11 protein-coding genes and 2 pseudogenes are annotated in these 15,313 nt (G+C 64.9%); 9 read left to right on the top strand and 4 right to left on the bottom strand.

The window, feature by feature from the left end; translation table 11 throughout:
• The first annotated feature begins 41 nt into the window (after positions 1-41).
• The 5 genes and pseudogenes from AADX97_RS17875 to AADX97_RS17855 form a co-directional block, all read left to right on the top strand.
• Entirely contained in the window at positions 42-2,162 is a 2,121-nt protein-coding gene (locus tag AADX97_RS17875) for a GumC family protein (protein WP_374234899.1), read from the top strand.
• A gap of 427 nt (positions 2,163-2,589) precedes the next feature.
• Positions 2,590-4,218: an LruC domain-containing protein gene (locus AADX97_RS17870; protein WP_374234900.1), complete on the top strand. Its 1,629-nt coding sequence runs from the start codon at positions 2,590-2,592 to the stop codon at positions 4,216-4,218.
• A 385-nt stretch (positions 4,219-4,603) separates the two neighbouring features.
• Positions 4,604-4,819, top strand: coding sequence for a DNA-binding protein (locus AADX97_RS17865; RefSeq protein ID WP_374234901.1), 216 nt, complete (start codon positions 4,604-4,606; stop codon positions 4,817-4,819).
• Between the two features lie 560 nt (positions 4,820-5,379).
• Positions 5,380-6,573, top strand: coding sequence for a serine hydrolase domain-containing protein (locus tag AADX97_RS17860; RefSeq protein ID WP_374234902.1), 1,194 nt, complete (start codon positions 5,380-5,382; stop codon positions 6,571-6,573).
• Between the two features lie 26 nt (positions 6,574-6,599).
• Positions 6,600-6,758, top strand: a pseudogene (locus AADX97_RS17855) (GNAT family N-acetyltransferase); the annotation flags it as partial.
• Positions 6,759-6,857: 99 nt separating this feature from the next.
• Here AADX97_RS17855 and AADX97_RS17850 read toward each other — a convergent pair.
• Complete coding sequence (locus AADX97_RS17850; RefSeq protein ID WP_374234903.1) at positions 6,858-7,100, bottom strand: hypothetical protein; 243 nt, start codon at positions 7,098-7,100, stop codon at positions 6,858-6,860.
• A 280-nt stretch (positions 7,101-7,380) separates the two neighbouring features.
• On the opposite strand from AADX97_RS17850, the gene AADX97_RS17845 reads away from it, so the two are divergent.
• The 3 genes from AADX97_RS17845 to AADX97_RS17835 all read left to right on the top strand — a co-directional run bounded on the left by AADX97_RS17845 (position 7,381) and on the right by AADX97_RS17835 (position 9,163).
• Positions 7,381-8,319, top strand: coding sequence for an alpha/beta fold hydrolase (locus AADX97_RS17845; protein WP_374234904.1), 939 nt, complete (start codon positions 7,381-7,383; stop codon positions 8,317-8,319).
• Between the two features lie 118 nt (positions 8,320-8,437).
• On the top strand, positions 8,438-8,968 hold the full coding sequence (locus AADX97_RS17840; protein ID WP_374238591.1) for an ester cyclase: 531 nt from the start codon (positions 8,438-8,440) through the stop codon (positions 8,966-8,968).
• Between the two features lie 39 nt (positions 8,969-9,007).
• On the top strand, positions 9,008-9,163 hold the full coding sequence (locus AADX97_RS17835) for a hypothetical protein (protein WP_374234940.1): 156 nt from the start codon (positions 9,008-9,010) through the stop codon (positions 9,161-9,163).
• 641 nt (positions 9,164-9,804) lie between these two features.
• Here the strand turns inward: AADX97_RS17835 and AADX97_RS17830 are convergent.
• The 3 genes from AADX97_RS17830 to AADX97_RS17820 form a co-directional block, all read right to left on the bottom strand.
• Positions 9,805-11,346 (bottom strand): DHA2 family efflux MFS transporter permease subunit, encoded by a 1,542-nt coding sequence (locus AADX97_RS17830; protein ID WP_374234905.1) that lies wholly within the window; start codon positions 11,344-11,346, stop codon positions 9,805-9,807.
• A complete protein-coding gene (locus tag AADX97_RS17825) occupies positions 11,343-12,479 on the bottom strand; it encodes an efflux RND transporter periplasmic adaptor subunit (RefSeq protein ID WP_374234906.1) in 1,137 nt (378 codons plus the stop codon). The genes AADX97_RS17830 and AADX97_RS17825 overlap by 4 nt, the downstream gene beginning before the upstream one ends.
• Before the next feature lie 1,074 nt (positions 12,480-13,553).
• Complete coding sequence (locus AADX97_RS17820) at positions 13,554-14,600, bottom strand: amidohydrolase family protein (RefSeq protein WP_374234907.1); 1,047 nt, start codon at positions 14,598-14,600, stop codon at positions 13,554-13,556.
• Between the two features lie 291 nt (positions 14,601-14,891).
• Between AADX97_RS17820 and AADX97_RS17815 the strand changes: the two are divergent.
• Positions 14,892-15,281 (top strand): annotated as a pseudogene (locus AADX97_RS17815) (IS256 family transposase); the annotation flags it as partial.
• Positions 15,282-15,313: the final 32 nt, after the last annotated feature.

Genomic DNA, 15,313 nt, shown 5'->3' with positions numbered 1-15,313 from the left:
CCCACGACGCATCGGGCGTGCGACGACGCGGAGGCTCCTCCGTGAGCGCACCGCCCGCACCGCCGGTCTCCTCCGGTGCCTTCCAGCCGCTCAACAGCATCTGGAATCACAAGCTCCTAGTCGTCCTGGTTGCCTTTATCGTCGCAATCGGCGGGACCTATGTCGCCTACATCAAGGGCACCGCGGTCTATCGAGTGACGGCGGTCATCTATGTCGCGCCTCGGTTCGCCAATATCCTGGAGGACTCCAAGGAGCTCGAGTTCCAATCCTTCACCCAGTTTCAGCAGTTCATGAAGCAGCAGGCGCGTACCATTAATCGGTACGACATCGTGCTCGAGGCACTCGCGCGGCTCGGCGATCGCCGTTCCGACCTCTGGCAAAAGCCCGACGAAACCGATCGCGAGGCGGCCGAGCGGCTTCAGCAACAGCTTCAGGTGCGTGACGTCCGCGATACCTATCTGATTACCGTCAGCCTCGAGTCTGAGAATCCGAACGGGCTCGACGAGATCGTCAACAGCGTCGTGAAGGTCTATTTGGAGAAGGCGAAAAGGGAGGAGATCTATGCCGGCGAGGATCGCATCGAGATCCTCTCTGCGCGACGCGAGGCGCATGTGCTGCGGATTCAGGCGCTCACGGAGCGACGCGGCGAGCTGGCACAGACGCTCGGTGTCACCACCTTCGTAGAGGGCGCGCTCAACCCCTACGATACCCTCTTGATCGAGAGCACGAGCGCCCTGCTGCAAGCCGAGCGCGCGCGTATCTCTGCGGATGCCGAGCTGGCGACCTACGACGCCGCGACGGGCGGCGAGTCAGCCCAGCTGGCATTGAGCGCGGCGGCGAGCGAGCTGGCATCGAAAGATCCGGGACTCAATAGTCTCAAGGCCAATCTCTACAAGCGGCGCAGCGAGGTCCTCGAGCAGACCACCGGACTCACCGAGAACCACCCGGTCAGACGCATCGCGCAGCGCGAGCTCGATGATCTGGAGAACGAGGTCAAGAGCGCCTCGGCACAGCTGATCGCCGAGAAATCCGCGATGCTTCTCGAGGAGCGCAGGGCGCGCGTGCGCGAACGTGCCGCGGTAGAGGAGGTGTTGCGCGCGCAGCTTCGCGAGCAACAGGACCAGGCCGCCTGGTTCGCAACCCATTACAACGATGCGCTGGACGTCAGCAACGAGATCGCACGCGAGCGCAAGGCATTGGACGCGATCGACGATCGCGTCGAGTTCCTGGAGATCGAGGCCAGCGCACCCGGCTACCTCCGCGTCTCGACCTGGGCCATGCCGCCGATCCTGCCGGTGAGCGGCGGGCGCACCAAGCTCGCGGTGATCTTCGCGGCTCTCGGCGGCATCTTGGGGCTGGTGGCGGCGATCGCGGTCGATCTGCTCGACCGGCGTGTACAGACGAGTCGGCAGGTGCAGTCGCTCGTGGGCTTTCCACCCTTGGCCGCCTTCCTGGAGCCCTCGCAGGATCCCGCGTATCGGGCCCTGCTGGCCGATCAGATGCGACGGCTCGCCCTGGCGCTGAGACGCGAGCACGGCGCGAACGGCGTACGTCGACTCCTCGTGACAGCGGCTCGCCATGGCTGCGGTGCAACGACCATCGTGCTCGATCTGGCACGGGAGCTCGACCGCCAAGGTCTGCGGGTCGTCGTGGTCGAAGCGAACCTCTTCGTGGCAGACGCCCGCTACCGAACGACCCCGGCTCGCCCCGGCCTGCTCGACATCCTGTCGGACGATCTGGATCCGACCCTCGCCGTCGTGCCGAGCGACGAGCATCTGCCCGACCGGATCCGCACCGGGGATTCGGGCAACGGGCACCTGAGCGACTGCAGCCATCTCCCCGGTGTGCTCGATCGGCTGAGTACAGACTACGACATGGTGCTCATCGACGCCGCGCCGATTCGTCTCTCCGCAGATACCGAGTATCTGGCCGGAATCTGCGACGCGACCTGGCTGGTGGTGCGAGCACGACTTGCGCAGATCGGCGAGGTCAAGGGTTCCGCCGCGCGCATGGAGAAGGCCGCGCCGCCGGCGGTCGGCCTGATCATAACCGGCCTGACCGTCTTTATGGGTGGCGGCTACTATGGCCAGATCCTGAAGGAATACCGAAAGGCCATCGTCGCAAAAGGCCAACCAGGCGCCGAAAGAGACAAACCCCGCTGAGAGGATCTCGCTCCCGATCGCACTCGACCTCGGCGCCGCCGACCGAATCGCCGAGCATGCCGCCTGCCGTTACGGCACACACTTCAGATCGAAATCTGCCGAAACGGCAGAGGTTTCCGGATCGGCCGAAGCCGCCTCATGGGTCCTGCAACGGCGTGAAAAACAACCATCCTTATTAAAATCAATGCGTTGTTTTCCCTTTTGGACGGGATCGACGCGACCGGCGCTGAGTGAAAACGGAAGACCCACGCGTGGACCGGGACTTCGCTCGCCCGCCCGGCAGCCATCGCTCTGGAAAAACCAACGTCATGATTTATCGTATTTTTTCACGCCGCCCCAGCGAAATCCACGACCTGCATGCTCCGATGGCACGAGTTATGTAATGCCTCATCGAGATTTTCAACGTCCCGACTTCAGGAGTCCATCGATGTCCGTTCGCCATTCTCTCTTGACCTCACTGGCCGCCATTGCCCTCGGCGCTGCGGCTCAACCCGGCCTCGCGGTGACTTGGTCCTATGTCGGTAGCTACGATGCCAACGGGGTGCCCAAGACGCTGGTCGACTTCAGCAAAAGGATACCGCCCGACCTGTTGAACGAGATCCACACACGGTTGCCGGAAAGCCGGGATATCCGCAAGAACGATCCCAAGCTCATCACCGATGATCTCGGGGCCAATATCACCTTGCTCGAAGACGCAGAGATCACGGTCGCCTTCGTCTATGAAGGAGCGGGCTATCGCAATTCGCTCGGATATTTTACCTTCGATCCCGCCAACACGCCGACATCGGCGAGCGCGCTTCAACCGAAGATCATGTTCCCGAATTTTTCGCTGCCGCTGCTGAAGTTCGGGGATGCCGTGGAGCTTGGAAAATTCAAGGCCGGCACGGCCGTCGGCTTCACCGTGGTCGCCGACGGATGGAAAGGCAGCGGAGTCAATCCGAATCAGCCTGCCAGCATGATCTTTCACACCATCAAGGCGCTGAATCCGGAACCGGCCGGCGCCAACAACCTCAACGCGCACACTGTCCTGCTGTCGAAACCGGAGGATGAGCTCCTCGTGTTGGGATTCGAGGACATGAATCGGACCTGGTCAAACAGCGACCATGACTTCAACGACGCCCTGATCGCGATCAAGGTCACGCCCTTCTCCGCGGTGGATCGCAGCCAGGTGCAATCCCTGACAAAAGAGGTGAAAGACACGGACGGGGACGGCATCAGCGACGATCTGGACGCCTTTCCGCTGGACCCGAAGCGGGCCGCACGACGCTTCTATCCCAGCGCCACCGGCTTTGGCTATCTGGCCTTCGAAGACAACTGGCCGAGCAAGGGCGACTTCGACATGAACGACGTCGTGATGGCCTATCGAATCATCGAAACCCTGAACGCCCAAAACGAGGTGACCGATCTGAAACTGACCTACGAGATCACCGCACGCGGCGGCACGGCGCAGACCGGGTTCGGCATCCATCTGCCCGGGATCGAGCGCAGCCTGATCGACACTGCAGCGACCACACTCGCGATCGGCGATCGGGCGCCCGTTGCCCTGCCGGCCGAGTCCGGCCAGCGCGAGGCGGTCTTCATCCTCGCGCCGAAACTGCCGGACTTGGCCAAAACGGGTGAACGCTGGCCGTGCAGCTTCTTCAACACGATCGGCAACTGCACGCGGCGTCCACCGGTGCAGCTGACAGCGGAGATCCACTTCAGCACACCCGTCAGCACCTCTCGCCTCGGCGCCGCTCCTTACAACCCCTTCATCTACAGGAGTCAGCGGGGTCGCGAGATCCACCTGGTCGATCACCCGCCGACCGACAAGGCCGACCCGAAGTTCTTCGGCACGGGCGATGACGCATCGAACCCGGCCGAAGGCCGCTTCTACCGCACCGCCGACAACCTCCCGTGGGCACTGGACGTCCCCGAGAACTGGAAGTATCCGGCGGAATGGAACGACATTGCGGACGCCTACCCGGACTTCGCCACCTGGGCTGAAAGCGGTGGAAGGGCGACGGAGAACTGGTATATCGGCAACGCCAACGACGGACTGCTGTTTCAGCCGTAAGGCCAGCGATTGATCGACGGTGTCGGCGGGTGGGCCTCCCGGTTTCGCGGATGCCCATTCGCCGAAGGCCCGCAGCCTGCCGCTCACTCCCAGCCGGCAGCCACCTGCACCTAGCCGTCAGCCGTGTTGTTTCCAAAAGTATTTCGTCACGAGCTTCTAGAATTCGCCCACCTCGCCACCGGCCAGCAATCCCATATTGCGACACCGCCCAAGGGGGTGTTAGCAAGGGCTGAAACCGACCCACTCCGGCCAATGAGCCGAGCGAGCCCAGTGTCTCATCCGCCCCATCAGCGGTCAGGCGTGGCCGCTCAGTCTTGCGGCCCCAAAAGTTCGCTGTCGGCCATGAGCGGCCTGTCGGCCGCGGAGTCTCGGCGACTGCACAGCGATGGAGTCACTCGACGATCCCGACGAGCGAGCCGCCGGTCTCTTGGCGCTCCGCACCGTGGCCGAAGCCCATGGCGGCTTGGGGGCGGTGGCGGCCGAGGCCGGCATCAGCCGGGAGTCGTTGTACCGCTCACTGTCACCCAAGGGCAACCCGACACTGAAAACGTTGCTTGCCGTGCTGAAAACAATGGGCATGCGGCGGTCGCTCGCGGGGTGAGCGCAGCTGTCCGGTTCGGATCGTAACCGGCTTATCCGGAGCATGTGCGCCGGCGTCCGCAATGCGCGTCTTACTGTCTGTCGCGTCCCCGGGATCGGCGACGGTTCGGCCCCATTATCAGCCACTGAATCCGGGAGATCCGAGGGGTGGAACCGGCGATGAGCCGACATCCGTTCCCCTAGTCTCAACCACAGCAGTCCAACGGACAGCCGTCTTCGGACGTTCGCCGCGAGCCTCCAGGATCACCCTGCCTGCTGTACACAAAAAACAGCTATCCACGCCATCATGGCCGATTCTCAACCACATCGGCGAGCCGCCCCGCCCACCGCCGATCACCCCGCCCGCGGACTTCCCGCCCGGGACGATGCGCCCGAGCCGACGGCGGACCGGGACCTCTTCGGCCAGCCCGAGCCATACTTCGAGTTTGACCAGCGCATTGCCTGGTCGCCGGCGTCTGCCGCGGGCGGGAGTGCAGCCGCCAATACGTGCGCTCCCCCGGCAGATTTGATGTGGCCATCAGGTAAGCCGGATTTGCCCAAGCGGATTTCAAGATGGATTCCATGACCAACAGGATCGCCGGGCCGGCCGTTTTCGCCCTTGCCGCCGCACTGAGCGGGCCGGCGCCTGCGCAGTCCGAAGACGCGCTTGCCGCGAAGCTCCGGACCATCGCCGACACCTACATCGCCGAGACTGCCGCGGGCGAAAAGGCCACCGCGATCTCGATCAGCGTCAGCCTGCCCGAGGGCGGCGGCACGGTGAACGTGACCGCCGGCAAGGTCTCGAACGAGGCCGGTGCCGCCGACGTGACGCCCGATACGCTGTTCCAGATCGGCAGCATCACCAAGTCCTTCACCGCGGTCACGCTGCTGCAACTCCAGTCCGAAGGGGTGCTCGACCTCGACGACACGCTGGGTGAGTGGCTGCCCGAGTATCCGGCGTGGAAGGACGTCACGCTGCGCCGGCTTCTGAACATGACAAGCGGCATCCCGAGCTACGACAACGTCGATGCGATGATCGCCGATCTCGGTCGGAACGGGCTGTCGCGCCACTTCTCGCCCGCGATCCTTGTCGGCTTCGCCGACCCCGCCTATCCCGACGCCCCGGACCCGACGACGGGCTACTCCTACTCGAACACCAACTACATCCTTGCCGGGATGGTGATCGAGAAGGCCACCGGACGCAGGGTGCAGGAACACTTCGAGGAGCGGCTGTTCGGCCCGCGCTACGGCCTGATGAACACCTACTACCGGGCCGGGATCTATCCGCCCGAGATCACCGAGCGCATGGCGTCGGGCTATTTCGTCGCGGAAGGCTATGACGCGATGAAGGCTCTGGACGGGGCCGACGTGAAGGCCGAGGACATGTCCTGGGGCGGGGCTGCAGGGGCCGGCGTCTCACGCCCCGAGGAGGTCAACAACTGGGTGCGGGCGCTCTTCACGTCGGAGGATCTCCTCGATGCCGACGCCCGCGCCGAGCTCACCCGGATCGTGTCGATGCGGACAGGCGAGACGCTCGCCCGGCTGACCGCCGACGACCCCCACGGCTTCGGCCTTGGCATCTCGGGCTTCGCCTCGCCCGCGATCGGCTCCGGCTGGCAGTACGAAGGCGAATCGATGGGCTTCCGCACCCTCTACATCTACCTGCCCGAGAAGGACCTCGTCGTCACCCTCGCGCTGAACAGCGGCGCCGAGGGCGAGGCCGACCATGCAGGCAAGGTGGCGCTGGCGCTCATCGATGCGGCACAGCGGCAGTAACCCCGAGATCCCCAGGCGGGGTCGCCATCACGCGTTGGCGAGATGCCAAGACCCAAGCGCTCAAGGCCGCCGGGCCCACGCAGTTCACGGTGAACTCAAGCATCTTGGCTATCGCAACCTATCGTGCCTTCGGTTTCGATGACTCGGGCGAGGTCGTTTCCGTGCATGGCATCTCGCTCGTACCCATGCGCCTCTCGGTACATGAACTTGAGGGCGAACGAAGCAACACCGCAATCCGCCGGAAGTGCATGATCAAATGGCCGTGCAACTCCCCCACACAAGATTCACGCTTCAGCATTCAGCAACCGACGTCGGCCGTGGATCGGATTGACGGCGTCGTCCGTGCCCGCCTCCGTCAGGCCGCAGCCTTCCGGCAGCTCGAAGCCGAACAACGCCTGAAAGCGGTCGTGCAGATCATGCGGCACGGCGTCGCCCGAGCCGACGCATTCTTCAGTGAAGGCAACGCCATTGAGATCCAGCAGATCGCTGACCAGCAGGCTGAACTCGGAGAAAGGGGGGTTCGCCAATGTTGCCGGGGTTGCGGCCGTGCCGCTTGATGTCCCTCAGCAGTTGCGAGACCCCGATATCTTGACCTTGTTCATTGTCACCGGGCATGCTCCGCACATGTGCCGTTCGCCGGCAAGACCTGATGCAAGGGCGTCAGCCAGTGACGCGCCGCGATGCCGTCGGCCGGGTCCCCTTCGCGCTTGAATGCAGACGGCGTCGTCGACAGGGCATCTGCGTTGGTGCCATGACCTGTTCGCCCGACGAGCCGCTAACCGATCGATCCACGGCGAGGCCTATAGCGTGGGTAAATCCCTGATCTTGCGAGCGATCTTTCCGGCATGGCTTATCCTTGGACTGCTGGTTGTCACCGGCGTCCAGGCCAAGGACGTCGAGGACAGCTGCGTGTTGCACTCCGCGTCGATCGAGGTCGACGGCGGACAGGTCCACTACGATCGTGCCGGGCACGGACAGCCGGTTATCCTGCTGCATGGACTGTTCGCGCAAAAGGAGCAGTGGCACGGGGTGCTGTGCGGTCTTGCGTCGGCCGGCTTCGATGCGATCGCCCCCGATCTGCCGGGGTTCGGCCAAAGCACCGACTACCCGGTGAGCGTTTACGACCTGCGACGTCAGGTGCAGCTGCTTGGTGAGTTCGCCGACGCGCTCGGGCTCGGTCCCTTCGGCCTGGCCGCCAACTCCCTGGGCGGCGCCATCGCGGCCTTGTACACACAGCGCGATCCAGCGCGGGTGCGCAGGTTAGCTTTCATTGGGCCGCCATTGGGAGTCGAGCCTTGGGGTCCGGGGGTCCGCGCGGCAATCCTGCGAGGTATCAATCCGTTCATACCCACGGACCCGGCGCAGTTCGAGCTGGAGATGGGCTTGCTGTTTGTACAACCGCCGGAGGTTCCGGATGAGGTGCGCGAACAGCTGATTCGCGATTATGTCGCGCGCAATCTGCACTATCGGCAGGTCTGGGACATCGTGAATCTCTTCGACGACGTCTTGGCCGGCGATGCCGATGAGTCACTGGACATCGACATCCCCGCGCTCATCGTCTGGGGCGAGGGGGATTCAATCTATCCGGTATCGGCTGCACCAACGCTCCGAAAGCGCCTACCCGGAAGCCAGCTTGTCGTCCTGCCCGGGAGCGGCCACCTGCCGATGGTCGAGCGCACCGCCGAGACGCAGCGCCTGTTGGTCGAGTTTTTCGGGGCTCACGCGGCCGCGCGCGTCGTGCCCTGATCTTGTTCGGGCCGAACTAGACCGGGCCGACGTCCTCGGGCGAGACTTGGTCCAATTGACTCCTTGCGTCGTAGCGTCATGGCGCGAGCCCCAATTCCCTATTGCGAGCACAAACCCAATGTCAAACCCAGACCTGCCGGCAAAGCTCGATGCGATCTTCGCGGCGCACATGAACGCAGAATTGGCGGGAGATCTCGACCGGACGCTGGCGACGATGGCGCCGAACCCGCATCTGGTGAACGTGCCGACCATGGTTGGCGGGCAGGGGCCGGAAGGTGTCCGGACCTTCTACGACAAGCGGCTCGTCGGGCAGTTCTTCCCGCCGGACGTGTCCTTCGAGACGGTCTCCCGCACCTGCAGCGAAGAGCGGCTGGTCGATGAGCTGATCATCTCCTTCACGCACACGCAGAAGATCGACTGGATGCTTCCGGGCGTGGAGCCGACGTGCAAGCGGGTCGAGGCGGTATTCGTCGTGATCGTCGGAATCGAGGATGGCAAGGTGTCGTACGAGCACATCCACTGGGATCAGGCGAGTGTGCTGGTACAGATCGGCCTGCTCGACTCGGCGAACCTGCCGGTGGTCGGCGCCGGGGCGGCGGCGAAGCTGCGAAATCCCGCGTTGCCGGATCCTTTTTTCAATGAGGGCTGACGCCGGGACTTCGGCGATGGCAGCGCGGATCAAGTCTAAATGCGGGGTCTTGAGATCCAGCGCTCGGTCTGCGTCGATTCGCTGCTGGAGTTTCAGTCGAGCGTCGATCGCCTCATGGCGGTGCGGCTGTTGACCGATGTCGGACTGCTGAATCAGGACCTGGCGGCGCCGGCGAGATCCCCTCGGGAAGGTTGACTGCTCTGAGATCGCATTGCCCCATCAGCGGTCACCGACATCGCGGGAGGCGACGGCGCGGAATCGACTAGTTCCTTACGCTGGCGTTTCGCCGGTCGGAGTCCGCAGTCGCGCGGACAGCCGACACTCGGCCGGTCAGGAAGTTACGTATACTGTCTCCATAATTACAAACGTGCCGAGGTCAGGATCAGGCATTTCATTTTCTTCCGGGCTCCGATGGTGGGTTGTGCTTTGGTTCTTGTTCGGTCGGTTCGGCCAGCCTCGCGCGGGCGGGTGCTGATCCGTCACGTAGGCATCCATCGCGGCCGGTCGGTGGATCCCCTCGCCCAAGTCGAGGATACGCCGGAAGCTCCGGGGTCATTTCAATGCGGGGACTGTGGATTCGGGGTGGTCGCCGGGAGTTGGAGCCGGCCTGTTCATCGATCCCGTGTGTCGACGGGCGCGCCGGCGCGCAACGACCGACCGGTCTTGCGGTTCCCGGCGCCTCGACCAAGTCACAGTAGGCCGGCGGCCACGATGAGCGGATCGGCGCCTCGCGGACGATGGCGTTTGCGCCGCAGGCCCGGCATTTTCCCGACTCGACGATACCGGGGCCAAGATCGTCGGGGTTCGGGGAGCAGCATGAGTCGGTCCCCATGGCTTCATTCCGAAACCTCTACCCTGCTCACGCTTCTTCGTGACCTCAGCAGCAGGGCGAGCGGCATGACCGCCAAGGCCAGGACCGCGAGCGTCTCGGCGAGCTGGGTAATGGCGAGGATGCCCGACTGGCGGGCGAGCTCGTCGGCCACGACCGCGCTTGCCAGGGCAAGATCACCGGACAGAGGCGCAGTATTGGCGGCTTGGACGAAGCCGGTGTTGCTCCATGCGATCTCGCCGACATACTGCGCCCAGTTGGCCTGGGTCCCGCGGTAGATCATGACGCTGACGAAGGTCACACCGAACGAGAACCCGAGCGTCTTGACGAAGTTGAACAGTCCCGCCCCCTCGTCGCGCTCGTCGGGTCGCAGGTTCTGGAACGCCTGCGCGGCGAGCAGCGGGAAGGCGAGCATGAGGCCGAACATGATCAAGGCGCCGGGTATGAAGATATCCACCGGACCGGCGTCCAGGTTGAGCGCACTGTAGCGCAGCCAGCCGACTGCCATGGAGCCGGATCCCAGGAGCAGCATGATCCGGATGCCCAGCAGCCCGACGAGTCGTCCCCCGACGAGACTCCCCATGATGCCGAACAGTCCGCTGAATCCCATGACTAGACCGGCCGTATCGACCTCCCATCGCAGCGTGTCGATGAGGAGTCGGGGCGTGACGATCAGGCTGCCGAGAAAGATGCTGCCGAGGATGGCCACCAGGACCGAGCAAACGAGAAAGTTGCGGTCCTTGAAGAGCCGCAGGCGCATGATGTTGTCGTCGCCGACGACGCGTGCGCGCAGCACGAAGGCGAGAGCGAAGGTGATGGCAAGCAGTGTCAGGAACCAAGTCTCGACCGAGCCGAACCAGTCCAGCGTGTCGCCTTGGTCGAGCATGACCTGAAGACTGATGACCCAGACGGCGAGGATGACCAAGCCGACCAAGTCCGTGCGCACGCGCTGCGCAGCCACCGGTCGGACGAAGGTGAGAATCAGCCCGATGGCAACGGCGCCGACGGGAAGATTGACCCAGAAATTCCAGCGCCAGTCCAAGTCTTGAGCCAGAAAGCCGCCCACGATCGGGCCAAGAGCCGGGCCGCCGAGGACACCCATCGCCCAGATCGAGAGCGCCTTGCTGCGCTCCTCCTCGGGATAGGCGTCCACGAGGATGGACTGCGAGAGCGGAATCAGGGGCCCGCTGAAGACGCCCTGAACAAAGCGAAAGATCACGATCTGCGTCAAGGTCTGCGCCATGCCGCAGGCCATCGACGAGACCACAAAGCCGACCACGACGATGATCGCCAGCCGGCGGCGCCCGAGCAAGCGCGACAGGTGTCCGGTGACGCCGATCACCAGCGCCTGTCCACAGGTGAACATGGTCAGGACCCAGGTGATTTCGTCGGGGCCGGCTCCCAGGTTTCCGGCCATGTAGGGAAGGGCGACCGAGACGATCGTCATGTCGACCGAGGCCATCACCGAGACGGTGAGGGCCGTGACCAGCAACATGGTTCGTTGCGGGCCGGGCGGCAGCGGCGTCGGGGCGGGGCTGGATGTCGTCATTGCCCGCCGGTCGGCGCCGCCGAGACCGCGGACGGTGCCGGTGCCGCGTCCCCTGCGCGTCCTTCGGGGTCGGCCGAGCCTGTGTCCCCGGTCGCTGCCGTCGTGATGACGGTCACCGAGGCACTGGCGCCGAGGCGATACGGCATCATCGGATCCATGGGATCCAAACCGATCCGCACCGGGATGCGCTGGGTGACCTTGACCCAGTTTCCTGTGGTGTTTTGGGCCGGCAGCAGGGCGAAGGAGGCCGCGCTCGCATAGCCGATGCTCTCGACGCGTCCCTCGAATCGACGACCGTCATAGAGATCGATGCTCACCTCGGCCGGCATCCCGGGCGCGATGGCCGCGAGCTTGGTCTCTTTATAGTTGGCTTGGACCCACCAGTCGCCGTCTTCGACCAGAACGAAGAGCTTGTTGCCGGGCTGCACCACATCCCCGGCACGCAGTGCGACCCGTGTCGCCCAGCCGGCGGACGGGGCACTGACCCGCGTCCAGTCCAGGTCGAGGCGCGCGAGTGCCACATCGGCTGCGGCCTCGTCGATTCGTGCCTGTTGAATCTGCGGCGGACCCAGGGTCTTGCGGGCCAGATCCAGCTCGGCCTGCAGATCTTCCAGCTTTGCCCGGGCGGCCTTGAAGACGTCCTCGACCTCGATGCCCCGTAGCTTCGGCATGTCGCCGCGTTTGACCAGGGTCGAGACCCGATCGCGCTCCGCCTTGGCTTCGTCGAGATTGGCCAGCTGCTCTCGCACCTTGGCTTCGGCCGACTCCACCGCGGACTTCTGGATCTCGATGCCTTGTTTGACCAGAGCCTCGGCGCTGGTCGCCTTCTCGAGCGCCGCAGCGAAGGGACGCTGATCGAGCCGGAACAGCTCGGCTCCGGCTTCGACCCTCTGGTTGTCCTCGACCAAGACTTCGGTCACCTGTCCATGCACGCGGGGCGAGATCCAGAAGGCGTTCGCCATCAGATAGGCGTCTTCCGCGCTCGGGTGCGTGCTCTCGTACTCCCAATAGAGAAACGCCCCGTAGCCAAGCATGCCGCCGATTGCCAAGGCCAGCACGACGGCCAGCGTCTGTCGAACAGCGCTGCTTTTCGCCCGCGCACCGGTCGGCGCTTCCGATGTCTCGTTGCTCATGGTGATCGGCGTTGCGGCATAAGCACGTGGATATCCGGTAGGCTAGCACGTCCGACAGGCGGACGTGAATGCGCGGCACGATGGCCTGCAAACCGTCCCCGGCCCTTGAGTGCAAGGCCGCGCGATCCGACGGCGGGACCATCGGTGTTGTCGGTCACCTTATTCCACAAGAATTCCTCGGAATCATCCGCGCTGTCGCTACCGGATTCGTCCACCGCTTCTGCGGCTGCATGCAGTCCAGCTGGCCTTGAGTCGGTTCAGGCGACCCTAACGGTAGCAACCGGCCAAAACCCGAGGCCGAGCCGAGTCGCTCCCGCAGCCGGCAGACGCGGTATGCAGAACCTGGTGGCCGCGCTTCGGAGAGACAGGGCACGACCCGGACCGGACACCGAGTCGAGCCAGCCGACCGATCGCTGTGCCCCATCAGCGGTCAGTCGCGGCCGTTCAGTCTTGCGGCCCCGAAAGGTCGTTGTCGGCCAGTTCCAGACGCTGGAGTTTCGCCGGCCGGAGTCCGCAGTCGCGCGGACGGCCGACGCTCGGCCTACCAACGCGTGACATATTCAGACCCGTAGGGTTTCGCATCGCGTTCCCTCCAAATCGCACCGTTACCCAGCCAGTCCACCACCGTCGCCATCCCGATGGGGAGAGGCGTCGGGACAACCCCATTGGTAACCCGTCAGGTCACCACGGAAAAGGTACGCGATGCGTACCCGACCTGGCTGCAGGACATCTACGCGACCCCGGGGTAGTACCTCGGCCATCGCCAACAACGGCAAAGCTGCCTGGCCCGCGGGCAGCAAGGCTCGCTGGGTACGGCGCGAGACCGAGTTGCGATCGCACACGACCCGGATCCGCGACCGTCCAGACCGCCGGCGGACCCGCGGAAATACCCCGCCTGTTGGCGGAAGAGAACCGCGACGGGAAGATCCTAAGCAGGGTTCGGCGCCCCGCCTTGTCCGAAGACTCGCGTAAAGCGGCGTCAACGCGCCCCGCACGCGACGCTCGGCACGGCGGTGCGTGCCTTTCCCGCTTTGCCGGGCTCCTTCCGCCGTGTCCGCCCCGGTATTTAGGCCATCAATGCCCCAGCGCCCCGTCGCTCCCGTCGCTCGATGCCGGCGATTCCCGCGCTAGGCCCAGCAACCGTTCCGCGTTCGCATGCGCGATGGCCTGGACGGCGTCGTCCGGGAGACCGCAGGTGCCGAGAAACGATCGCGCCCTGTCGCCGCTCACGAAGGGGTAGTCCACCGAGAAGATGCAGCGGTCGGTCCCCAAAACGTCCGCACAAAAGCGCAGGTGCTCGATGGTGAACATCCCGCTCGGGGTGTAATAGACGTTCTGTCTCACATACTCGACGATGGTGCGGTCGAGCCCGGTGACCCGGCGGGGCAGCGCCTCGTCGAGCCGATACAGGAACCAGGGCACCATCTCGCCCCAGTGGCCGAGGATGAATTGCAGCGTGGGGTAGCGGTCGAGCACGCCGCCGAGGACGATATTCAGGAAATGGACGCCGGTTTCGCTGTGCCAGCCCCAAGCGCCCGTGGCGAATCGCGCGGCCACGATCGGCTTCAGTCCCTGCTCGTAGTTGTCGGCACTGGTCGCTTGGGTCGGCAGTCCGGGGTGGAGGTAAATCGGCACCCGGAGATCGGCCGCCGCCTTGAGGAGGACGTCGAAGGGCTCGGCCGACAGGAACGCGTCGTTGGTGCGGCCGTGGATCATGGCACCCCGGAGTCCCAGTTCCTGAACGGCGCGTCGCAGTTCGTCCCCTGCCGCCGCGGGGGCCGAGGTCGGCAGCGAGGCGAATGCGGCGAAGCGGTCGGGATGACGTCGACAGGCCGCCGCCAACCGATCATTCACGTCGCGAACAAGCTCGGGTGCGATCGCCGCGGGCAGGAGCTGGGTGGAGAGATTCGACAGGACCTGCATGTCGATACCCTCGGCGTCCATGTCCGCGAGACGGCCTTCGTCGAGGTCCATCAGTTTGTCGGCGATGGCACTCGGCGGCGATCCATCGTCCGGCGCAAACGCCTGAGCAAAGTGGGGAAGCATCGTTTCCGAGCGCGCCGCGCTCGCCGCGGCGACCCCGGGATGCACCGTATGTTCTTCGATGGCAATGAGTCGCATGGAGATGCCCTTTGTGATCCGATCGCGAGGGAAGCGGTGCCGAATCCGAACGGCGGCGGGTAAGACCGGTTCGACCGGAGCAATGATCGAATCCGGTGGATGACCCCGAGGCACCGAGAGGCTTGGAAGGCGGCGCACCGTTGTCGACAACGTGGTTGTTCAGACACACAACAGCAACGAAGAGGTGCGCCGTGGGTAACGATACGAGCAAGCGTGCGGGCCGTGCAAGTCGGGTCGAGGAGCCGGCCCTCGCCGAGGTGGGACTGCCCTGGAGGAGCTGATGCGCCGGGGCGCGCGGTGGTGCGCAACGGTGGCCTGCCGGCACGCGAGATCCTCACCGCGGTCGGTCCGAGCCAGGTGCAGGTGCCGATGGTGCGGGACCGCTCCGGGAGCGGGGTGAAGCTCAACTCGCAACCGGCGCCGCCGGATGTAAGGCGTCGTGCGCGGGTGGCCGCCGCGCTGCCCCGGCTGTCTCCGAAGGGGATGTCCAGCGGGGATCTTGCAGAGGCAATGGAGGCGCTGGATGTGCTGGTCGGGCACGCGGCCAAGGGGCTGTCCCCCAGCGCCTTGAGTCGGCTGAAGGCGCAGTGGAGCGAGGCGAACCGGGACTGAGCAAGCCGTTCGCCGGAGGACAGCCGATACGCCGACCGGTGGGTCGACGGGATCCACACCACGCTGCGCGAACCGGTCACTGGATCCGCGAGGCTTGGGGG

The sequence above is a fragment of the Thiocapsa sp. C2-2m genome, assembly GCF_041903745.1.
Classification (GTDB): domain Bacteria; phylum Pseudomonadota; class Gammaproteobacteria; order Chromatiales; family Chromatiaceae; genus Thiocapsa; species Thiocapsa roseilacustris.
This window is presented reverse-complemented; position numbering and strand designations above follow the sequence as displayed.

Coding starts and splice junctions, on each gene's coding strand:
- AADX97_RS17840 (WP_374238591.1), top strand. CDS start 8,438: ATGTCAAACCCAGACCTGCCGGCAAAGCTCGATGCGATCTTCGCGGCG.
- AADX97_RS17830 (WP_374234905.1), bottom strand. CDS start 11,346: ATGACGACATCCAGCCCCGCCCCGACGCCGCTGCCGCCCGGCCCGCAA.
- AADX97_RS17825 (WP_374234906.1), bottom strand. CDS start 12,479: ATGAGCAACGAGACATCGGAAGCGCCGACCGGTGCGCGGGCGAAAAGC.
- AADX97_RS17835 (WP_374234940.1), top strand. CDS start 9,008: ATGCGGGGTCTTGAGATCCAGCGCTCGGTCTGCGTCGATTCGCTGCTG.
- AADX97_RS17865 (WP_374234901.1), top strand. CDS start 4,604: ATGGAGTCACTCGACGATCCCGACGAGCGAGCCGCCGGTCTCTTGGCG.
- AADX97_RS17820 (WP_374234907.1), bottom strand. CDS start 14,600: ATGCGACTCATTGCCATCGAAGAACATACGGTGCATCCCGGGGTCGCC.
- AADX97_RS17860 (WP_374234902.1), top strand. CDS start 5,380: ATGACCAACAGGATCGCCGGGCCGGCCGTTTTCGCCCTTGCCGCCGCA.
- AADX97_RS17870 (WP_374234900.1), top strand. CDS start 2,590: ATGTCCGTTCGCCATTCTCTCTTGACCTCACTGGCCGCCATTGCCCTC.